The sequence below is a fragment of the Pseudomonas fluorescens genome (assembly GCF_030344995.1).
In the GTDB taxonomy this organism is placed as follows: Bacteria; Pseudomonadota; Gammaproteobacteria; order Pseudomonadales; family Pseudomonadaceae; genus Aquipseudomonas; species Aquipseudomonas fluorescens_BF.
The window spans coordinates 5,475,869-5,496,247 of record NZ_CP128260.1; the positions used below are offsets into that span (position 1 = coordinate 5,475,869).

23 protein-coding genes and 1 riboswitch are annotated in these 20,379 nt (G+C 61.0%); of the genes, 11 read left to right on the forward strand and 12 right to left on the reverse strand.

The window, feature by feature from the left end; all coding sequences use genetic code 11:
• Positions 1-127: 127 nt before the first annotated feature.
• The gene (locus QR290_RS24520; protein WP_289203787.1) at positions 128-1,312 is read right to left on the reverse strand and encodes an MFS transporter; all 1,185 of its coding nucleotides are present in this window, start codon (positions 1,310-1,312) and stop codon (positions 128-130) included.
• Positions 1,313-1,396: 84 nt separating this feature from the next.
• Between QR290_RS24520 and QR290_RS24525 the strand changes: the two genes are divergently transcribed.
• A complete protein-coding gene (locus QR290_RS24525) occupies positions 1,397-2,170 on the forward strand; it encodes an AraC family transcriptional regulator (protein WP_289203788.1) in 774 nt (257 codons plus the stop codon).
• Here QR290_RS24525 and QR290_RS24530 read toward each other — a convergent pair.
• Positions 2,154-2,783 (reverse strand): LysE family translocator, encoded by a 630-nt coding sequence (locus QR290_RS24530; protein ID WP_074690992.1) that lies wholly within the window; start codon positions 2,781-2,783, stop codon positions 2,154-2,156. The two genes, QR290_RS24525 and QR290_RS24530, sit on opposite strands and share 17 nt — an antisense overlap.
• 91 nt (positions 2,784-2,874) lie before the next feature.
• On the opposite strand from QR290_RS24530, the gene QR290_RS24535 reads away from it, so the two are divergent.
• From QR290_RS24535 to QR290_RS24545, 3 genes are all read left to right on the forward strand, one after another.
• A complete protein-coding gene (locus tag QR290_RS24535) occupies positions 2,875-3,840 on the forward strand; it encodes a 2-hydroxyacid dehydrogenase (RefSeq protein ID WP_289203789.1) in 966 nt (321 codons plus the stop codon).
• A 33-nt stretch (positions 3,841-3,873) separates the two neighbouring features.
• A complete protein-coding gene (locus QR290_RS24540) occupies positions 3,874-4,872 on the forward strand; it encodes a class I SAM-dependent methyltransferase (protein WP_289203790.1) in 999 nt (332 codons plus the stop codon).
• Positions 4,873-4,911: 39 nt separating this feature from the next.
• Positions 4,912-5,036: riboswitch (yybP-ykoY riboswitch) on the forward strand.
• Positions 5,037-5,123: 87 nt separating this feature from the next.
• Complete coding sequence (locus QR290_RS24545) at positions 5,124-5,708, forward strand: TMEM165/GDT1 family protein (RefSeq protein WP_007956837.1); 585 nt, start codon at positions 5,124-5,126, stop codon at positions 5,706-5,708.
• A gap of 44 nt (positions 5,709-5,752) precedes the next feature.
• Here QR290_RS24545 and QR290_RS24550 read toward each other — a convergent pair whose 3' ends face one another.
• The gene (locus QR290_RS24550; RefSeq protein ID WP_115079172.1) at positions 5,753-6,571 is read right to left on the reverse strand and encodes a M48 family metallopeptidase; all 819 of its coding nucleotides are present in this window, start codon (positions 6,569-6,571) and stop codon (positions 5,753-5,755) included.
• Between the two features lie 263 nt (positions 6,572-6,834).
• Between QR290_RS24550 and QR290_RS24555 the strand changes: the two genes are divergently transcribed.
• Complete coding sequence (locus tag QR290_RS24555) at positions 6,835-8,976, forward strand: methyl-accepting chemotaxis protein (RefSeq protein ID WP_115079173.1); 2,142 nt, start codon at positions 6,835-6,837, stop codon at positions 8,974-8,976.
• Between the two features lie 216 nt (positions 8,977-9,192).
• Here the strand turns inward: QR290_RS24555 and QR290_RS24560 are convergent, their stop codons facing one another.
• From QR290_RS24560 to QR290_RS24570, 3 genes are read right to left on the reverse strand one after another with little or no spacing between them, the layout of a single operon-like run.
• The gene (locus QR290_RS24560) at positions 9,193-9,816 is read right to left on the reverse strand and encodes an SOS response-associated peptidase (protein WP_289203791.1); all 624 of its coding nucleotides are present in this window, start codon (positions 9,814-9,816) and stop codon (positions 9,193-9,195) included.
• Positions 9,817-9,852: 36 nt separating this feature from the next.
• Positions 9,853-10,113: a putative signal transducing protein gene (locus QR290_RS24565; protein ID WP_011335895.1), complete on the reverse strand. Its 261-nt coding sequence runs from the start codon at positions 10,111-10,113 to the stop codon at positions 9,853-9,855.
• Between the two features lie 9 nt (positions 10,114-10,122).
• Entirely contained in the window at positions 10,123-10,305 is a 183-nt protein-coding gene (locus tag QR290_RS24570) for a CPXCG motif-containing cysteine-rich protein (protein WP_007951671.1), read from the reverse strand.
• 142 nt (positions 10,306-10,447) lie between these two features.
• On the opposite strand from QR290_RS24570, the gene QR290_RS24575 reads away from it, so the two are divergent.
• Positions 10,448-11,611 carry a 1-acyl-sn-glycerol-3-phosphate acyltransferase gene (locus QR290_RS24575; RefSeq protein ID WP_170929378.1) on the forward strand — a complete coding sequence of 388 codons (1,164 nt, stop codon included), beginning with the start codon at positions 10,448-10,450 and terminating at the stop codon, positions 11,609-11,611.
• 49 nt (positions 11,612-11,660) lie between these two features.
• Here the strand turns inward: QR290_RS24575 and QR290_RS24580 are convergent, their stop codons facing one another.
• Positions 11,661-11,939, reverse strand: a complete 279-nt coding sequence (locus QR290_RS24580) for a hypothetical protein (RefSeq protein WP_085745372.1) — start codon at positions 11,937-11,939, stop codon at positions 11,661-11,663.
• A 193-nt stretch (positions 11,940-12,132) separates the two neighbouring features.
• Here QR290_RS24580 and QR290_RS24585 point away from each other — a divergent pair, with 193 nt between their 5' ends.
• Entirely contained in the window at positions 12,133-12,339 is a 207-nt protein-coding gene (locus QR290_RS24585; RefSeq protein WP_039766399.1) for a hypothetical protein, read from the forward strand.
• 54 nt (positions 12,340-12,393) lie between these two features.
• Here the strand turns inward: QR290_RS24585 and QR290_RS24590 are convergent, their stop codons facing one another.
• Positions 12,394-12,978 carry a YajG family lipoprotein gene (locus tag QR290_RS24590; protein ID WP_085684758.1) on the reverse strand — a complete coding sequence of 195 codons (585 nt, stop codon included), beginning with the start codon at positions 12,976-12,978 and terminating at the stop codon, positions 12,394-12,396.
• Positions 12,979-13,168: 190 nt separating this feature from the next.
• Here QR290_RS24590 and QR290_RS24595 point away from each other — a divergent pair, with 190 nt between their 5' ends.
• Both QR290_RS24595 and mqo read left to right on the forward strand, forming a co-directional pair.
• Positions 13,169-13,402, forward strand: a complete 234-nt coding sequence (locus tag QR290_RS24595; RefSeq protein WP_115079175.1) for a hypothetical protein — start codon at positions 13,169-13,171, stop codon at positions 13,400-13,402.
• Between the two features lie 700 nt (positions 13,403-14,102).
• Complete coding sequence (gene mqo, locus QR290_RS24600) at positions 14,103-15,611, forward strand: malate dehydrogenase (quinone) (protein ID WP_115079176.1); 1,509 nt, start codon at positions 14,103-14,105, stop codon at positions 15,609-15,611.
• A gap of 74 nt (positions 15,612-15,685) precedes the next feature.
• Here the strand turns inward: mqo and QR290_RS24605 are convergent, their stop codons facing one another.
• The 3 genes from QR290_RS24605 to QR290_RS24615 all read right to left on the reverse strand — a co-directional run bounded on the left by QR290_RS24605 (position 15,686) and on the right by QR290_RS24615 (position 17,161).
• A complete protein-coding gene (locus QR290_RS24605; RefSeq protein ID WP_114885475.1) occupies positions 15,686-15,973 on the reverse strand; it encodes a PA4642 family protein in 288 nt (95 codons plus the stop codon).
• 63 nt (positions 15,974-16,036) lie between these two features.
• Positions 16,037-16,516 carry a hypothetical protein gene (locus QR290_RS24610; RefSeq protein WP_115079177.1) on the reverse strand — a complete coding sequence of 160 codons (480 nt, stop codon included), beginning with the start codon at positions 16,514-16,516 and terminating at the stop codon, positions 16,037-16,039.
• A gap of 87 nt (positions 16,517-16,603) precedes the next feature.
• Positions 16,604-17,161 carry a hypoxanthine-guanine phosphoribosyltransferase gene (locus tag QR290_RS24615; RefSeq protein ID WP_007951681.1) on the reverse strand — a complete coding sequence of 186 codons (558 nt, stop codon included), beginning with the start codon at positions 17,159-17,161 and terminating at the stop codon, positions 16,604-16,606.
• Positions 17,162-17,326: 165 nt separating this feature from the next.
• On the opposite strand from QR290_RS24615, the gene upp reads away from it, so the two are divergent.
• The gene (gene upp / locus QR290_RS24620) at positions 17,327-17,965 is read left to right on the forward strand and encodes a uracil phosphoribosyltransferase (RefSeq protein ID WP_011335903.1); all 639 of its coding nucleotides are present in this window, start codon (positions 17,327-17,329) and stop codon (positions 17,963-17,965) included.
• A gap of 2 nt (positions 17,966-17,967) precedes the next feature.
• Positions 17,968-19,242: a uracil-xanthine permease family protein gene (locus QR290_RS24625; RefSeq protein ID WP_115079178.1), complete on the forward strand. Its 1,275-nt coding sequence runs from the start codon at positions 17,968-17,970 to the stop codon at positions 19,240-19,242.
• 110 nt (positions 19,243-19,352) lie between these two features.
• On the opposite strand, the gene hemH is transcribed toward QR290_RS24625, so the two are convergent.
• Positions 19,353-20,375 (reverse strand): ferrochelatase, encoded by a 1,023-nt coding sequence (gene hemH / locus QR290_RS24630; RefSeq protein WP_115079179.1) that lies wholly within the window; start codon positions 20,373-20,375, stop codon positions 19,353-19,355.
• Positions 20,376-20,379 lie beyond the last annotated feature (4 nt).

Here is a 20,379-nt window from a genome sequence, read left to right on the forward strand (position 1 = left end):
CACGGTGTTGGCTTTGGAGTTTCGTACTCTAGAACCCTTATACGTCAGCCAAATCAGCCAAAGGAATGATTTGCAGAGCCGTACAAATGCTAGCTTTGCGCCAGCATTTGCCGGAATTCGTCACCGCTCAGGCCGTTTGCCCTACAGCCGCTTCAGAAGGTGTGCGTGGGAAAACCACTGCCGCAAGGAAAGTCAAAGCGCCAAAACCCGCCAGAATCAAGTAAAGCCCCACAAAACCATGGCGCGGTTCGACATAAGAAATCAGCGGAATCGCCGTCGCACTGGCACCGAACGATAAACAGTAACGCAAGGCAAACACCCGCGACTGCCATTGCGGCGCGACGAAGTTGGCGACCATCGAATCGTTCACCGTCACCTGACCGAACACCACGAACATGAACGCCGCCCCGACGGCGATCACCGCCCAGCCATCGACATAAGCCATGGCGTAAAGCAGTGGCGCCTGAAACAGCGTCAGCACCACAAATGGCCACTTCAGACTGACCCGGTGCAGCAATTGCCCGATGCTCAACTGCGCCACCGCACCGAACGCGTACGCCAGGCTGACCACCACACCGAGTGTCTGCGGCGAGGCGAACAGGTCATGCAAGCGCTCCTGGAACAGTTTTGGGTAGGTCATGGTGGTGGCGTTGAACACCACCCCGCCGGTGGCCGTGGCCAGAGCCAACACGCCGAACACCATGACCATCGAAATACGCTGGCCGCCTGCGCCTTTGAGCGCGGTGTGCGGACGCTTGGGGATCGGCTCCTCACGCACCTGCAAGGCAAAACCGATTCCCAGCACGATGGCCACCGCCCCCGGGACCAGGAACGCCGAGCGCCAGCCGAACTGCGCCACCAGCAGCCCGGTAATCAATGCCGAGAACGCCACGCCAAGGTTGCCCCACATGCCGTTGATACCGATCTCGCGCCCGCGATTCTGCGCGTACGCCACCAACATTGCCGTGCCGACCGGGTGATAGATCGCAGCAAAAATGCCGATCAGGGTCAGGCCGAGGACCAGCATCGTCGGGCTGCTACTGAGACCTGTGAAGATTGCCGAAGCACCGATGCCGAAGAAAAACACAAGCATCATCTGCCGCCGACTCCAGCGATCCCCCAGCCATCCGGCCGGTAGCGAACACGCGCCGAACGCGATGAACCCGCCCAGCGACAGGCCGATCAGCGCGGCATAGTCGAGGGTGAAGGCCTGGGTCATGCCGAGCACGGCGGCGGGAAAAATCAGCATGAACATGTGATCGATCACATGGGCGGCGTTGATGTAGCGAATGACGTTTCTGGACTGGTTCATGACGGCACGCTTTACGTTGTAGTGAGCGCTCATGCTAAGTTGGCCGGAAAGCGCATTCCTGCCAACCAAGTCATCGAATCCGACATGTTGATCAGCCATTTCGAACACGGCCCCGTAAGCGCCTATCCCCGGGACTATCTGGACGGCTCGCACCAGCCGCTGCACCTGCACCGCGAGGCGCAATTGCTGTATGCCGTGAGCGGGGTGATGCGCGTGGTCACGGCGCAAGGCGCCTGGGTGCTTCCGCCGAGTCGGGCGGTGTGGATTCCGCCCGAAGTCGCCCACGAGATTTTCATGTCCGGCGATGTGCAGATGCGTTCACTGTTCATCGCCCCCGAACTGGCGCCTGCCAGTCTGCGCAACTGTTGTGTGCTGGCGGTCACGCCATTGTTGCGCGAGCTGATCCTGCGTGCGGTGCAGGGCCCGCCGCATGCCGACAATCCGCTGATCCAGCAACTGATGCTGGAAGAACTCGCCAGCATCGAAAACCTGCCACTGCACATTCCGATGCCCACCGACCGGCGTCTGCAAGGCATTTGCCTGGCGCTGTTGCGCACGCCGGATCATCCCAACACCCTGGAAGACTGGGCGCAGCAGGTCGGCGCCAGCTCACGCACGTTGGCGCGGCTGTTCCAGCAACAACTGAAGATGAATTTCAATGCCTGGCGCCAGCAATTGCGCCTGATGGAAGCCCTGCCCCGCCTGCTCGCCGGGGACAGCGTGCAGAGCGTGGCGCGGGATCTGGGTTACGGCAGCGCGCGGGCGTTCAGCGCGATGTTTCGCCGTTTGCTCGGGGACAATCCCCGGGAATACCTCAACGCCCTGAATCAGCTCAGCTCGATCAATGCATCTCGGTGAACGCGAGTTTCACGCCGATGGCGATCAGCACCGCGCCCATGGTGCGGTCGAACCAGTGGCCCATGCGGGCGAAACCGGCGCGCACGCGCTGCTGGCTGAACAGCATGGCCACCAGACAGAACCAGGTGGCGGTCGCGGCGGCCAGGTAAATACCGTAACCGGCCTGTACTGTCAGCGGAGTGTGCGGGTTGATCACCACGGTGAACAACGACAGGAAAAACAGCGTGGCTTTCGGGTTCAGGCCATTGGTCACGAAACCCGAAGTAAACGCGCCACGAGCGGTGCGCTCTCCGGCCTCTTTATGCAGATCATCGGTGACGGTTTTCGCCGGTTGCGCGCGCAGGGCCTTGAAGCCGATGTACAGCAGGTAAGCGGCGGCGGCCCATTTCAGGGCGTTGAACAGCACGATCGATTGGGAAACGATCAGGCCGATCCCCAGCAGCGAATAGCCGACGTGCAAGAAAATCGCCGTGCCCACGCCCAATGCCGTCCAGGTCCCGGCGCGTCGACCATGGGTCACGCTCTCGCGCACCACCACAGCGAAATCAGGACCGGGGCTGGCGACGGCCAACAGGTGGATCAGGGCAACGGTCAAGAATTCGGTCCAGTACATGGGGGCTCCTTTCGGCCAAGCGTAACGAGTTGTTTCATCTGTTAGGCTCGGCAGATTACGCCTTCCCTTCAAAGCACAACAGGTACAGTTGATGACGAACGCCCACCGCGCCGTATTCCTCGATCACCCGTCGCTGGATCTTGGCGATCTCGATCTGAGCCCTTTGCGTGACTGCTTCAGCGATCTGCAAATGTTCGCCCAGACGTTGCCTGCGCAAGTGAGCGAACGCCTGCAAGGCGCGACGGTGGCCATCAGCAACAAGATCCTGATCAACGCCGCCGCCATGGCCGCCAACCCACAGTTGAAGCTGATCCTGATCACCGCCACCGGCACCAACAACGTCGATCTGGCCGCCGCCCGCGCCCACGGCATCACCGTGTGCAACTGTCAGGGTTACGGCACGCCGTCGGTGGCGCAGCACACGATCATGTTGCTGCTCAACCTCGCCACGCGTCTGGCCGATTATCAAAAAGCCGTCGGAGAAGGCCGCTGGCAGCAGGCGAAACAGTTCTGCCTGCTGGATTACCCGATTGTCGAACTGGAAGGCAAAACCCTGGGGCTGCTCGGGCACGGCGAGCTCGGCAGCGCGGTCGCGCGTCTGGCCGAAGCCTTCGGCATGCGCGTGTTGCTGGGGCAGATTCCAGGGCGCCCTGCCCGTCCGGATCGTCTGCCGCTGGAAGAATTGCTGCCGCAGATCGACGCCCTCACCCTGCACTGCCCGCTCAACGAGCACACCCGGCACTTCATCGGCGCCCGCGAACTCGCCTCGATGAAACCCGGCGCCTTCGTGGTCAACACCGCCCGTGGCGGGCTGATCGACGAACAGGCCCTGGCCGATGCCTTGCGCAACGGTCATCTGGGCGGCGCGGCCACCGATGTGCTGAGCGTCGAGCCGCCAACCCAAGGCAATCCGCTGCTGGCCGTCGACATCCCGCGCCTGATCGTCACTCCGCACAACGCCTGGGGCAGTCGCGAGGCGCGGCAGCGAATCGTCGGCCAACTGGTCGAAAACACCCAGGCGTTCTACAGCGGTAAGGCGCTGCGGGTCGTCAGTTGATAAACTGCGGCACTTTTTTTCACAGGAGCAGTTATGGATCCGCGCAGTGAAGTACTGCTTCGTCAGGCCGAGTTATTCCAGGGTTCGGTGTTGCTGGCCGGTTTGCCTGCCGATGACCTGCTGGGGCGCCTGCCCGACGCGTTTGGCTGGTGCTGGCACGCCGGCGATCAGGCCGCGCTCGATGCGCGCTTCGAAGGCCGCAGCCATTTTGGCGTGAACGTGCCGGAGCGCGAATTCACCAACGCCGTGGTGTTCCTGCCCAAGGCCAAGGACCTGACCGATTACATCCTCAATGCCGTGGCTTCGCGTCTGGCCGGGCGTGAGGTGTATCTGGTCGGGGAAAAGCGCAGCGGCATCGAAGGCGCGTCCAAACAGCTCAACCCGTTCGGCAAACCGCGCAAGCTCGACAGCGCGCGCCATTGCCAATTGTGGCAGGTGACCGTGGCCAACGCCCCGCAAGCCAAACCACTGGAAAGCCTGGCGCAGACCTACGAACTGCCGCTGGCCGAAGGCCCGCTGAAAGTCATCAGCCTGCCGGGCGTGTTCAGCCACGGCCGACTGGATCGCGGCAGCGCCCTGCTGCTGGAACACCTGGACAAACTGCCGAGCGGCCATTTGCTGGACTTCGGTTGCGGCGCTGGTGTGCTCGGTGCGGCGGTCAAGCGTCGTTACCCGCACAATCAGGTGACGTTGCTCGACGTTGATGCCTTCGCTGCCGCCAGCAGCCGTTTGACCCTGGCGGCCAATGGTCTGGAAGCCGAGGTGCTGACCGGAGACGGAATCGATGCGGCGCCGATGGGTTTGAACGCAATTCTGAGCAATCCGCCGTTCCATGTCGGCGTGCACACCGATTATTTCGCCACCGAGAACTTGCTGCGAAAAGCGGCCAAACATCTGAAAAACGGCGGTGAACTTCGCTTGGTTGCAAACAGCTTCCTGAAATATCAACCGCTGATCGAAGAGCATCTGGGCGTGTGTGCGATCAAGGCCGAAGGCAATGGTTTCCGGATTTACCGGGCCAAGCGCGGCTGAAAATTAGCACTTGCCGAATGGATTCTGCCTAGGCAGAATCCGCTCCGTCCTAGGGGAGTAGTCTCCCACGAGCGCCAAGCTCGTCCGGCATACGTCAACATACTTGATCCTCAGATCATGGCGTATGCGACCCAAGCGTCCGCACCAGACGGATCGCAGGGTTTGACAAGACCTATGACACGCACACCTTACCCGGGGCGGGAAGGCTGTACGTGTCATAGCCGTGTCGACCCGCCCCTTAGGAAATCCTGATGCTGGACTCGTTACTCGTTCCCACCGCAATCGTTGCCTTGGCCGAAATCGGCGACAAGACGCAACTGCTCGCGCTGATTCTCGCCGCTCGCTTTCGCAAACCCTGGCCGATCATCGCTGGTATCGTCGCTGCGACCCTGGCCAACCACGCGGCAGCCGGTGCGGTCGGCGCCTGGTTCGGCAGCTTCTTCTCCGATTCAGTCCTGCACTGGATCCTCGCCGCGAGCTTCGCCGCCACCGCCCTGTGGACGCTGGTGCCGGACAAGATGGACGACGATGAAGCCAGCACCGCCCGCAAGTTCGGGCCGTTCCTGACCACCCTGATTGCATTCTTCCTCGCGGAAATCGGTGACAAGACCCAGATCGCCACCGTGATGCTGGCCGCGCAATACCCGGAACTGTGGCTGGTGATCATCGGCACCACGGCGGGCATGCTGATTGCCAACGTGCCGGTGGTTCTGGCGGGTAATTTTGCAGCAGAGAAACTGCCGCTGACCCTGATCCGTCGACTGGCCGCCTCGGCGTTCCTGATCCTGGCGATCGTCGCGGTGTACAAGGCGATGCAAAGCAGCGGCTGGGTTTGATCCGGCAGATCGCTCCCGCACCGAGTGCGGGAGCGATCATTGTTTCAGGACTTGGGCGCTTTCTCGTAAAGCGGCATGACCTTCGGAATGGCCGCCTGCAACGAGGCGATACGGCTGGACGACGCCGGGTGAGTGCTCATGAACTCTGGCGGCGCACCTTCGGAAGCCTTGCTCATCTTGTTCCACAGGGTGATGGCGGCGTTCGGGTTGTAGCCGGCACGCGCGGCCAACTCCAGACCGATCAGGTCAGCTTCGTTTTCGTTGGCGCGGCTGTTGGGCAGCGTCATGCCGTAGTTGGCCACGGTGTCGGCCAGCGCCAGGCTGTCCTGCCCCAGGCCGAGCAACGCACCGGCGCCCTGCTTGGCCATTTCGATGCCGTAAGCCTTGGACATGGCTTCACGACCATGTTCGCGTAGGGCGTGGGCAATTTCATGGCCCATGACCGCGGCGATTTCATCGTCGGTGAGTTTCAGACTGTCGATCAGCCCGGTGTAGAAAATGATCTTGCCGCCAGGACCGCAGTTGGCGTTGAGCTCGTCACTCTTGATCAGATTCACTTCCCACTTCCACTGCGCCGAATCCGGACGGAAATTCGGTGCCTGGGCGATCAGCCGGTTGGCGATGGCCTGAATGCGTTTGGCATCGTTGCTGGTCTTGTCCAGCACGCCTTTGCTGGACGCTTCGCCCACGGTCTTCTGATAGGACTGGGCATACATCTGGTCGACCTCTTGCGAGGACAGCATGCTGAACATGTACTGCTTGCGCTCCACGCCCACGGCACCGCCGCTGGTGGTGTTGACCGACTGACAACCGGCCAGCAACAGCGCTGCGCTCAGTGCACTTACAACCAATGTCTTGTTCATTCAAAAGCTCCCTGAAAACCTGCCGCGTATCCTAGGCGGGTAATTGTATCGACGCCAGATACAACGGACGTGTTGCACGCACTTTCAGAAAGCGCCCGTCTGACCTGTAGGAAAAAATTCATACCGACCGACAAGCCCTGCACATCCGCGTCGCGCACTGCTCCATTTGCGACATCCGACTGTCATTACTCGCCCTGAACCTCATGGCGCAATAGCGGCTGCCGATACAACAGCGCAGACGTCCTCTCGCGTGCGGAGCTCCCATGAAGTTCAAGTCGATCCAGTTTTCCGTGGCCGCCCTGGCCGGCGCCATCGTACTCAGCGTAGTCGCCGCACTGGTGCTGTATGCGCTGTTCTCCGGTGCCCGCACCCAGGAAATGGTCCAGCAACGGACCCAGGCCCAGTTCGAGCAAGTCATCGAACAGCGCCTGACCTCGCTGGCGCAGACCCAGGTCAGCCAGATCCAGCGCGAACTGGAAGCGCCGCTGCTGATTGCCGGCGGACTGGTACGGGTCAACGCCCTGCTCGGCACCCCGGGCGCCGACGGCCAGCCGCGACTGACCGTCAGCCGTGAGCAGTTGATCAGCCTGATCAAGGAAAACGTCGAGAAGAACCCGAAGATTCTCGGCACCTACATCGGCTGGGAAAAGAACGCACTCGACCACAATGACGCGGCCTACGTCGGCACCAGCGTGGTCGGCATCGACACCGCCAACGGGCGCTTCCTGCCATGGTGGTTCCGCAACGACGACGGCACTCTGGGCCTGGACAAACTGGTGGACGTCGACGACCAGAAAGTCCTGTCCACCGGCGTGCGCGCCAGCGAGTACTACCTGTGCTCGAAGGAAACCAAAAAATCCTGCGTGATCGATCCCGCCCCGTACAAGGTCGGCGACAAGATCGTCATGCTCGCCTCCTTTATTGAACCGATCATGCTCAACGGCGCGTTCCAGGGCATCGTCGGCGCCGACCTGTCGGTGAACTTCATTCAGGAAATGCTCCTGGGCGCCAACCAGAAGCTGTACAGCGGCGCCGGCCAAATGGCCCTGATCGGTGGCAACGGCCGGATCGTCGCGTACACCAAAGACCCGAGCAAATTCGGCGAGAAGGTCAGCGACATTCTCGACGCCCAGCAGATTGCCAACATGGCCAATCTCAAGCGCGGCGAAGTGACCTACACCGTCAATAAGGAGTCGGGCCGGATCGAGTTGTACCTGCCGTTCGGCATCGGCCAGACCGACGCGCGCTGGACGCTGATGCTGCAACTGCCGCTCGACGCGGTGATGGCCGATCTGCAAAAGCTGCAAGGCGACCTCGACGCCCAGCGCAAATCCGACACTTTCGGCATGGCCATGGTCGGTCTGATCATTGCCGGTCTCGGCCTGCTGGTGATCTGGCTGGTGGGCCACGGCATCGCCCGCCCGCTGAAGCAAATGGTGACCATGCTCGACGACATTGCCCAAGGCGAAGGCGACCTGACCCGTCGTTTGACCAGTGACCGCAATGACGAACTCGGTTCAATCGCCAAAGGCTTCAATACCTTCCTCGCCAAATTGCAGGGGATGATCACGCAGGTGGTGTCGTCGGTGCAGAGCGTCAGCGACTCCTCGGAGCACACGGCCGACATCGCGATCCGTACCAATATCGGCATTCAAAAGCAGATGGCCGAGATTGATCAGGTCGCCACCGCCGTGCAGGAAATGACCGCCACAGCGCAAGACGTAGCACGCAACGCAACCCAGGCTGCGCAAGCCGCCAGCCACGCCGATCAGGCGGCCAGTCAGGGCATGCAGATCGTGCGCGACACCTCCAATTCGATTGGCGTGCTGGCTGTGGAAATCGGCAAGGCCGTGGACGTGGTGCAGACGCTGGCCAAGGACAGCGAGAACATCAACGCGATCCTGATCGCCATTCGCGGGATCGCCGAGCAGACCAACCTGCTGGCCCTCAACGCGGCCATCGAAGCCGCCCGCGCCGGTGAGCAGGGACGCGGTTTTGCGGTGGTGGCGGATGAGGTGCGCAATCTGGCGCAGAAAACCCAGCAGGCCACCGAAGAAATCCAGAGCATGATCCAGCAATTGCAACAGGGCACCCGCGATGTGGTGCGGGTCATGGAAGACAGCCAGAACCGCACCGACGAAAGCGTGCAGCACGCGGCCAAGGCCGCTGAGGCGCTGGAGACCATCACTCAGGCCGTGTCGGTAATCAACGACATGAACACCCAGATTGCGAGTGCCGCCGAAGAACAGAGCGCGGTGGCTGACGATATCAACCGCAACGTGATCAATATCGGTCAGGTGGCGAATGAAGTGGCTGGTGGTGCGGATGAATCGAGTTCGGCGAGCGCGGATCTGACCAAACTGGCGGAGCAGCAGCGGCGGTTGATCAACCAGTTCAAGGTTTGAGAGCCCCCCCTCACCCCAGCCCTCCCGAAACGTCGGACCGCCCGGAGGGAGAGGGAGCCGACCGAGCTGTCTTCCGTCATACATCGACCTGGTAAATAGTGTCGATTATGGATTCAGCAAAGAACTTTCAAGTCGGTGTATTTCTGCAATATCCCTCGGTCAGTCCCCTCTCCCTCTGGGAGAGGGCTAGGGTGAGGGGCTTTTGATCTGGATGCATCAGGCCGGGGTCAAACACTCCGGCCCGTTGAGTTTCGGATCATTGACCAGATTCGCCAGCACCCGCTCGCGCAAGGCGGCAGGTTCGCTGGCGAGCAAACCTTGCAGAACATGCAGCGGCGTCTCGGGATCAAGCCACGCCGCCTGCCCCGCTTCATCGAGAATCAACGGCCGGCGCTGACTGGCCGCAGGCTGGGTAATCACCGCCGTGCTCAGCCAGACTTGTTCCTGCACCGGATACGCTTCCCAGATCGCCGCAAAAAACAACGAAGCACCTTCCCCCGGCGTCAGCCAGTACGGGCGTTTGCGTGTGGTGCCGCGCCATTCGTAGAAGCCGTTGGCCGGCAGCAGGCAACGGCGCAGGCGCAGGGCTTCACGAAACATCGGTTGCTCGGCAACGGTTTCAGCCCGGGCATGGGCCGGCGTGCGTGACAGGTCGGTCAGCCATGGCGGTGTCAGCCCCCAACGGGCGCGGGCCAGCGTGCGCTGGCCGTCGGGTTCGGCGCGCAGCATCAACACCGAATCGTTGGGGGAAATGTTCCACTGCGCCTGCTGATCGGCAGGAAAACCGGGCAGGTTCGCGAAATCGCGGTTCCAGCGAAACAGGGCATAACGTCCACACATGGGGCAGCACGACTCACAAATAAAACGAACGCCAGCCTAACAGACCAGCGTCCCGGGATAGCTGTCCGGTTCATCGCCGGGCAGCGGCAGCGCGGCATTGTACGCACTGATCAGCTCGCGGGCGTATTCGGCCTGGTCGTTATCGACCGACAGGCCCAACAGGCCGAAGATCGGCAACTCGCCCGTACCGCCCAGCAGATCGCGCCCGACCAGATGCGCCTCGATGCCTTCGCTGGCGAGCATGCCCTTGAGCATTTCGCCTTCCATCAGGTTTTCCGGCTCGTAGATTCGCTGCATGGGCGCACCTCACTCGTTTTCGCTGAACACTTCCAGAAACCAGTCCTCTCCATGGACCTGCAACACAAAGGTGATCGGCCGACAACAGACCTGACAGTCCTCAATATAAGTCTGGTCGCCACCGGAGAGATCCACGGTCGTCTCGACCTCTTCACCACAATACGGACATTCATATACTGCGCTTTCCAGCATCGCGGTCTCCCGGGTGACTTGTGCGTATAATCGCCGGTCTATTTGCAGGGCCATTTTTGTCTGGCTACTTTTTCAGACCGTGCCCCGTTAGTTTTCGATCAAAACCTTTACTTACCCTAGCCGTTTCCAACAAGAGAGCATGATGGGCGAATTCGATGCCATCCGACCTTACGACGACAGCGAAGTACCTGCGGTACTGGCGCGACTGCTCGGCGACAAGGCGTTTCTAGATATCCTCACCCACTTCCGCTTCCCGCGTTTTGCCGGTGCCTTCGGCTGGATGCTCAAACCACTTATAGCCCATCGGCTGCGTCGTGAGTTTGCCGACGTGACCTCCGTGGCCACTTTGCAGGACAAGGTCGAGTTCTACGTCGACCACACCATCGAGCGCGCCACCGATGGCGTGACCTACACCGGTGTCGAGCAATTCAAGTCCGGCAGCGCCTATCTGTTCATCGCCAACCACCGCGACATCGTGATGGACCCGGCCTTCGTCAACTACGCCGTGTACCACGCCGGCCTGCCGACGCCGCGTATCGCGATTGGCGACAACCTGCTGCAAAAGCCGTTCGTCAGCGACCTGATGCGTTTGAACAAGAGCTTCATCGTGCACCGCTCGATCACCGGGCGCCGCGAGAAAATGGCCGCATACCAACTGCTGTCGGCCTACATCAACCATTCGATTCGCAACGATTGCGCTTCAATCTGGATCGCCCAGGCCGAAGGCCGCGCGAAGGACGGCGACGACCGTACCGAGTCGGCGATCCTCAAGATGTTCCACATGAGCCGCAAGGACGAGCCGTTCGGCGAGGTCATCCAGTCGCTGAACCTGACCCCGGTGTCGATCAGCTACGAATACGACCCGTGCGACCAGGCCAAGGCCCGCGAGCTGTACATCCGCGCCACCACCGGCACCTACAGCAAGGCGCCGGGCGAGGATGACGTGAGTATTGCCAAGGGCATTACCGGCTACAAGGGCCGGGTGCACGTGAACTTCGCCGCGCCGATCACCGAGCTGTTCGAGGACACCAAGCAATTGGCGGTCGAGATGGACAAGCAGATTCTCGGTGGTTATCGCCTGTTCCCGGTGCATTACCTGGCGTACGCGCAGTGGGCCGATGCCGATCCGCAGCTGAACGTGCCGAAGGCTGCCGAGGTGTTTGGTGCCGAAGAACTGGCCAAGGCCCAGGAAGAATGGCAGAACCGTCTGGACGCCTGCCCCGAGGAGCATCGTCCGTATCTGGTGCTGCAATATGCGACGCCGGTGCGCAATCAGTACCGGGTCAAGGCGGGACTGCCGCTGTAAGCGGTATCGGCTGGATACAAAAACGGCGCCTTCGGGCGCCGTTTTTCGTTCAGAAGCGGGTACTGATCCAGGACACCAGCAACGCCAGGCCCAGGCAGGCAAAACCGAAGCGGTAGAAGAAGCGGTTCATGCGCAGGGTCGCCCAATCGAGGACCGGCTCCTGATCAGGCTGATGCTGACGCTGGGCCGCGATACTGGCCATCGCCCGTTGCTCACGGCGGCGGGTCGCGTGCAGCAGCCAACTGCCGGGGAAGGCCAGCAGCAGGGCCAGCAGGTTGATCAGTTTGGCGGGATGGGCGGTAAACAGCGTCATCAAGTGCAGCGACATCACAGACCTCAATCTAGACCGGTATGGCGAACGCCAGACCGACGACCGCGGCGCGGATTCTACCGAAACACTCCCCGACTGCCCTATCCTTTGCGACAAATAACCCGTCAATCGACCGATGGCTGTCCTGTGTCACGGCATCGTCATTTGTTTCAGTCACCCTGCGCGCCTCGAAACCGACACGGAACGCGACATGCTTCACGCTGAAAACCAGGATCGCCTTTACCTCATCTCCCCGTCCGACGAACAGCAGACCCTCGTCGGCAGCCTGGCCTTCAATGTTCAGGACCGTCACTGGCTGGTGTACTGCGCCCTCGGCGGGCACCAGCATGCGGACTTGCCCGAGACCGATCTGCTGACCGGCGTCAGCGTCCTCGACTTCTATTCCCAGGCCGCCTGAACGAAAAAGCCCGGGGCCATCGCTGGCCCCGGGCTTTTTCACATCAACCGAAACTTACTCGGCGAGGATCTGGCCGATGCTCGGATCCTTGAACAGACGGGTCAGCGCATCGCTCAATACGTCGCTGACCAGTTTGGTGTTGGTTTCCTGATTCGGCGCCATGCCGAAACGCTGGTCCAGCGAAGCACCGTAACGGCCGCTGTAGCGACGGTTGCCGCTCTGCACGTCGGAACGGAAGGTCGCGCCGATGGTGGCTTCGGTCACGTACATGCCTTCTTTCGGCGACTGGTATTTCAGTTCAGTCAGGGTCACGGTCAGTTGTGGAGCATTCATCGCGCCGTTGGACGGGGTGAAGCCCAGCAGACGCACGGCCGCTTCGGCCTGAGCCTGCAGCTTCGGCAGGATCTGCTCGCGTTGCACGGTGATGGCGCTGGTTTCCGGGTACAGACCGCCACGGGTGCCGAGGGTTGGCGACGGACGACCGTCCACTACGCGAACCACGACAGGCTGGCCGTGGCCGACCGGTGCCAGCTGAGTGGTCAGCTTCGGTTCCGGGCTCAGTTGTTGCGGGCTGTGGGCGCAGCCAACCAGGGTCAAACTGGTCACAGTGATCAAACCGAACAACAGGCGTTGCAACATGCTCTTCTCTCCAGAATCAGGCACAGACAGGCCGGCAGTATAGCGGTGGGCCACTGTGGGTCACCAGCACTGAAATCTCAGACAAAACCCGCCGCCAGCGGTTCCTGTCACACATTCTTCACCCCCCATACACGTTCGCGTCACGGCGTTTTGACAATCTTCCTCACAGATCCCCAAAAGGAGCACTGCCATGCGCTATCTGATCTCGTTGTTCGCCCCACGTCCGCTGCACCGCAGCTTCGCCCTGCTCGACCGCAACGGCCATTGCCAGGCTTTCAAACAGTGCAGCCTGCAGCCAATGGGTGACGGCTGGGTCGAAATCGAGGAAATCCGTCTCAACTGGTTGCACCAGCCTTTGCCTGCCAGCGCCCGGATCGAACAGCAGCGCCCACGCGCACGCGCTCAGGCGATGTTGAGCATCTGACCGGATGCCTAATAAAAGTCATTAAACTCGACCAACTCCCCGCATTTCTTCGATACAATCTCCCCCCGATTATAAGGACGTCTCCTGATCGGGCCCCGCAACAGCGTCAATGCGCTTGCATTGGCATCCAAATCGCCCACAGAGAGCCGCCCACACAGATCGAGTGAAGCTGGCGTGCTTGCTGTTTCCCTGGCAAATCCCGCTTTTCGCGAATCTGCAGAGCTGTCATGACGCTCGGCCACTGAGTTGTTTGCCCCTCCGGGCACGGTGCCAGCCCTGGACAGCCCTTTTTGAGGTTCACGTCTTCAAAAGAGCGTGAAAAAAACGGGTTTTCACAACTTCACAAGAGTGTGGCGAGCAAATGAATAGTTTTGCGTCTGAACATGCACCATTAGCGTCTGAAACAGCCCAACGACACAGGAACGGGAACGCCTCGAATACCGGAGCCTGAAGCCTGTCCGCTACGGATTTGGTTGCACAAACGGATGTCTCGACCATAAGTCGAATTGCCAGCCGCGTGCCGAAATGAGTTCATGGGACTCTTTAAGCCAGGCCGCACGCATCCGTCGAAGTTGCGAAAAATTGCGAAGATTCGGACATGGCACACCTGACCAAGGATACCCGGGGCTCAACTGACCTGCCCTGGACGCCTGGCAGCCATGCCGACAATTTGGTGCTGCAGATTTTGGAGACGCGTTAAATGGCGCATAACGAAGCAGTCGACGTAGTTCTGGTTGGGGCCGGCATCATGAGTGCCACCCTTGCAGTACTGCTCAAAGAGCTCGACCCGGCGATCAAGCTGGAAGTCGTCGAGCTGATGGATTCCGGTGCCGCGGAGAGTTCCAACCCATGGAACAACGCCGGTACCGGCCACGCCGGCCTGTGCGAGCTGAATTACACGCCGCAGGCTGCCGACGGCACCGTCGACATCAAGAAGGCCGTGCACATCAACACCCAGTTCGAGGTGTCGAAGCAGTTCTGGTCGTACCTGACCAAAAAGGGCACGTTCGGCTCGTGCAAATCCTTCATCAGCCCGGTTCCACACCTGAGTTACGTCGAGGGTGAGAAAGGCGTGTCGTTCCTCAAGGAACGCTTCAACGTGCTGCACAAGCACCACGCCTTCGCCGACATGGAATACACCGAAGACAAGGCGAAGATGGCCGAGTGGATGCCGCTGATGATGCCGGGGCGTCCGAAAGACCAGGTGCTCGCCGCCACCCGCGTGATCAACGGCACCGACGTCAACTTCGGCGCCCTGACCAATCAGTTGCTCAAGCACCTGACCAGCGCACCCGATGCCCAGGTCAAGTACTGCAAGCGCGTGACCGGTCTCAAGCGTAATGCCAACGGCTGGACCGTCAGCATCAAGGACGTCAACAGCGGCAGCAGCCGTGAAGTCGACGCCAAGTTCGTATTCCTCGGCGCCGGTGGCGCTGCCCTGCCGCTGCTGCAAGCTTCGGGCATCGAAGAAAGCAAAGGCTTCGGCGGTTTCCCGATCAGCGGCCAGTGGCTGCGTTGCGACAACCCGGAAGTGGTCAAGCATCACCAGGCCAAGGTTTACAGCCAGGCCGCCGTGGGTTCGCCTCCGATGTCCGTGCCGCACCTGGACACCCGCGTGGTCGACGGCAAGAAATCCCTGCTGTTCGGGCCATACGCCGGTTTCACCACCAAGTTCCTCAAGCACGGCTCCTTCATGGACCTGCCGATGTCGGTTCGCGCCGGCAACATCGGCCCGATGCTGGCCGTGGCGAAAAACAACATGGACCTGACCAAGTACCTGGTCAGCGAAGTGATGCAGTCGATGGAACAGCGTCTGGAATCCCTGCGCCGTTTCTACCCGGAGGCGAAAGCCGAAGACTGGCGCCTGGAAGTGGCCGGCCAACGGGTGCAGATCATCAAGAAAGACCCGAAAAAAGGCGGCATCCTGCAGTTCGGTACCGAACTGGTGGCGGCGAAGGACGGCTCCCTCGCCGCCCTGCTCGGCGCTTCGCCAGGCGCGTCGGTGACCGTTTCGATCATGCTGGAACTGATCGAGAAGTGCTTCCCGGCCAAGGCCAAGGGTGAGTGGGCGGCCAAACTGGCGGAAATCTTCCCGGCCCGTGAAAAGGTCCTGGAAACCGACGCTGCGCTGTATCGCAAGATCAACACGCAGAACAACGTCGCGCTGGAGCTGGTTGAAGCCAGCAACGAGACCGAAAGCTACGCCTGATTCGGCTCCATGAAAAACGCCCCGCACTCGGTGAGTGCGGGGCGTTTTTTTATGCCTGTGGAAAACTTCGGCTATCAGCCGCGTGCTTTCTCGATCAGCTCGATGTATTCCGGGGCGTTGCGCTGATCGCGGATCTGGTCGACGAAGGTCTGGCCGTGCTCGTCCTTGCCGTCCACGTCATAACCGGCTGCAACGAAGAACGTCAGGAAACGCTCGAAATCGTCGATGCGCAGGCCACGGTAAGCCTTGACCAGTTTGTGCAGCGACGGCGAGGTGGCGTCGACCGGCTCAAAATCGAGGAACAGCTTGATCTGCTCATCGCCGATCTCGTCACCAATCACTTGCTTCTTATCTTTACGCATTGCCGACTCCAGCTCGCAGACATTTCACGGGGCGGGCAGTTTACCCCTGCGCAGGCACAAGGCTCAACGCGAGCGCGTGCTGCCGGTGTGCAAATCGGCCCAGATGTGGCCGTTGGCGTAGGTCAGGAACTGCACGTACACCGTTTCGTTGCGCAACAGATCGATCACCACCCGGTACTGGGCCAGCGGGTAGAACAGCGTCAGGGTCTTGCTCTTGTCGTCATACACCGGTTTTTTCAGGCTTTTGCTTTCGCCATCGAAGTTGACCAGCACCTGATTGATCGTCGCGCCCTTGTTCAGGGATTTACCCTTGAGGCGGATCACCAATGGCGAGGTCACCGGGATCGGCTGCTGATTGGACTGACGCTGGGCGCCCACGACCACGGAATAATCGGTGACCTGCAACAGTTGCTGCTGCTCGGGTTCGGCATCGCGCAGGGTCAGGTCGTCCGGCGGCAGGAATTGACTGTGCATCGGGGCGGCGGCCAGGGGCAGGCTAAGGGTCAGCAACAGGGCGGCGCAGCTGCGGATCAAGAGGCTCATGACGGGCTCCGGGGGGCGGGGCCGAGCACTTTAGCAGTCTTTAAAAGCAAAAGATCGCAGCCTGGGGCTGCGATCTTTCAGGGGTTCTTACATGCCTTTGACGGCGAAGATCCCGTTGGCGTTGCGCCAGTAGCCTTTGTAGTCCATGCCGTAACCGAAGATGTAACGGTCGATGCACGGCAGACCGACGAAATCGGCTTTCAGGTCAGGACGGGCCTTGCGGTCGTGGTCCTTGTCGATCAGCACGGCGGTGTGCACTTTGCGTGCGCCGGCGTGACGGCAAAAGTCGATGATCGCGCCCAGGGTGTGACCTTCGTCGAGGATGTCGTCGATGATCAGCACGTCGCGGTCGATGAACGAGACTTCCGGCTTGGCTTTCCAGAACAGGTCGCCGCCGCTGGTTTCGTTGCGATAACGGGTGGCGTGCAGGTAGGACGCTTCCAGCGGGAACTGCAGATGAGTCAGCAGTTTGCCGGAGAAGATCAGGCCGCCGTTCATCACGCAGAACACCACCGGGTTGCTGTCGGCCAGTTGTTCGTTGATTTGTGCACCGACGCGGGCAATGGCAGCCTCGACTTCAGCTTCGGTGTACAGGCAGTCAGCCTCTCGCATGATTTGACGGATATGCTCGAGATCAGCGGACATGGCGCTCTCCAAGGGGGGTCTGTTTCGGAAAAGCGGGCAAAGGTACGCATCCCGCACGGCCGAATCAAGCATTTGTGGACTAACGTACTGTATGTCCTATAGGACATCACCCTCGGATAGATTAATCTAGGCCGGTTTTTTTGCCCGCCGCCGGAGCCTTTCCCCATGTCCATCCAAGAGATCCGCCATCCGCTGATCCGTCACAAACTTGGCCTTATGCGCCGTGCAGACATCAGCACCAAGAATTTCCGCGAGCTCGCTCAGGAAGTCGGTGCCCTGTTGACCTATGAAGCTACCAAAGACCTGCCACTGGAAACCTACGATATCGAAGGTTGGTGCGGCACTGTGTCGGTCGAGAAAATCGCCGGCAAGAAAATTACCGTCGTGCCGATCCTGCGTGCCGGCATCGGCATGCTCGAAGGCGTGCTGAGCCTGATCCCGGGCGCCAAGGTCAGCGCCGTCGGCGTTGCCCGTAACGAAGAAACCCTGCAGGCCCACACTTATCTGGAAAAACTGGTTCCGGAAATCGACGAACGCCTGGCCATGATCATCGACCCGATGCTCGCCACCGGCAGCTCCATGGTTGCGACCATCGACCTGCTGAAGAAGGCCGGTTGCAAGGACATCCGCGCAATGGTGCTGGTTGCCGCGCCGGAAGGCATTGCCGCTGTCGAGCAGGCCCACCCGGACGTGATCATCTACACCGCGTCCATCGATCAGAAACTCAACGAGCACGGTTACATCATTCCTGGGCTTGGCGATGCCGGTGACAAGATTTTCGGCACCAAGCAGAAGGACGCGTAAGCATGCAGCAAGAGTTCAACGATCCGCTCTGGCGCACGGTGCTGTCCGGCGCACAGATGCTGTTCGTGGCTTTCGGCGCCCTGGTGCTGATGCCACTGATCACGGGCCTGGACCCGAACGTGGCACTGTTTACCGCAGGTCTGGGCACGATTCTGTTCCAGATCGTCACCGGGCGTCAGGTGCCGGTGTTCCTGGCGTCGAGCTTCGCCTTCATCACCCCGATCATTCTCGCCAAGGGCCAGTTCGGCCTGGCGGCGACCATGGGCGGTGTGATGGCGGCCGGTTTCGTCTACACCTTCCTCGGCCTTGCCGTGAAGATCAAAGGCACCGGGTTCATTGACCGTCTGCTGCCGCCGGTAGTGATTGGTCCGGTGATCATCTCCATTGGCCTGGCCATGGCGCCGATTGCCGCGAACATGGCGATGGGCAAGGCTGGCGACGGCTCGGAGCTGATCCATTACCAGACTGCGATGATGATCTCGATGCCAGCGCTGCTGACCACGCTGATCGTGGCAGTGTTCGGCAAAGGCATTTTCCGTCTGGTACCGATCATTTCCGGCGTGCTGGTGGGTTTTGCCCTGTCCTTCTACTTCGGCGTGGTCGACACCGCGAAGATTGCCGCGGCACCGTGGTTCGCCCTGCCGGCCTTCACCGCACCGGAGTTCAACTGGCAGGCGATCCTGTTCATCGTCCCGGTGGCGCTGGCCCCGGCCATTGAGCACATCGGCGGCGTGATTGCGGTCGGCAGCGTGACCGGTCGCGACTACCTGAAAAAGCCGGGCCTGCATCGCACCCTGCTCGGTGACGGCATCGCCACCACCGCAGCCGGCCTGTTCGGCGGCCCGCCCAACACGACCTACGCCGAAGTGACCGGCGCGGTGATGCTGACCAAGAACTACAACCCGAAAATCATGACCTGGGCGGCGATCTTCGCCATCACCCTGGCGTTCATCGGCAAGTTCGGCGCCCTGCTGCAAAGCATTCCGGTGCCGGTGATGGGCGGGATTCTGTGCCTGTTGTTCGGTTCGATCGCAGCGGTGGGGATGAACACCCTGATCCGTCACAAGATCGACCTGGGCGAGGCGCGCAATCTGGTGATCGTTTCGGTGACCCTGGTGTTCGGTATCGGCGGTGTGCTGGTCGGCACCGGCACAGGTCCGGATGACTTCGGCCTCAAAGGCATCGCGCTGTGCGCGGTGGTGGCGATTGCGCTGAACCTGCTGCTGCCGGGCAATGACGGCTGGAAGCAGAAGAAGGCGGATGAGCCGCTGATCTAAGCCTTTAGATCTTCATCGCCTGACAGTCAGCCTTCGCGAGCAAGCCCGCTCCCACATTGAAATGCAATCAAATGTGGGAGCGGGCTTGCTCGCGAAGCTTTTGGCTCCTACTAGAGGGCCAGTGGCGCCCGTTCACAAAGCGTCGCCAACGCCTTCGCCCATTGCGGGTCGTCATTCAGGCACGGCACCAGCACCAGCTCCTCTCCCCCCGCCTCGCGGAACTGTTCCTTGCCGCGATCGCCGATCTCTTCCAGGGTCTCGATGCAATCGGCAACAAACGCCGGGCACATCACCAGAATCTTCTTCACGCCGCTTTTGGCCAACTCGTCCAGCCGCGCTTCGGTGTAGGGCTCGATCCATTTCGCTTTGCCGAGTCGCGACTGAAACGACACCGACCATTTACCGTCAGGGATGCCCATGCGCTTGGCGAACTCGGCTGCCGTGCGCAGGCACTGGCCGCGATAGCAGGTCGCGACGACTTCCGGCGGCGCACCGGCGCAGCAATCGCCGTGACCATCGAAGCGATGACCCGGATTGAGTTTGGTCAGATGCCGTTCCGGCAAACCGTGGAAGCTCAGCAACAGGTGATCGTAATCCTGCTGCAAGTGCGGCCGGGCGCTCGCCACCAGCGCGTCGAGGTATTCCGGCTGATCGTAGAACGGCTGCAGCACCGACAGTTGCACATCGAGTTTCTTCTCGCGCAGCACGCGCCTGGCTTCTTCGATCACCGTGGTCGTGGTGCTGTCGGCGAACTGAGGATAAAGCGGCGCAAGGGTGATGCGTTTGTGCCCCGCCGCGACCAGCTTCAACAGGCTTGTCTCGATCGACGGTTCGCCGTAACGCATCGCCAGTTCCACCGGGCCATGGGTCCACTGAGACGTCATCTGCTGTTGCAGGCGACGGCTGAGCACCACCAGCGGCGAACCTTCGTCCCACCAGATCGAGGCGTAGGCATGGGCCGACTGCTCCGGGCGCTTGATCAGGATCAGCGACACCAGCAAACGCCGCACCGGCCACGGCAGGTCGATCACATACGGGTCCATCAGGAATTGATTGAGGTAGCTGCGCACGTCGGCCACCGAAGTGGAAGCCGGCGAACCCAGGTTGACCAGAAGCAAGGCGTGATCGGTCATGCAA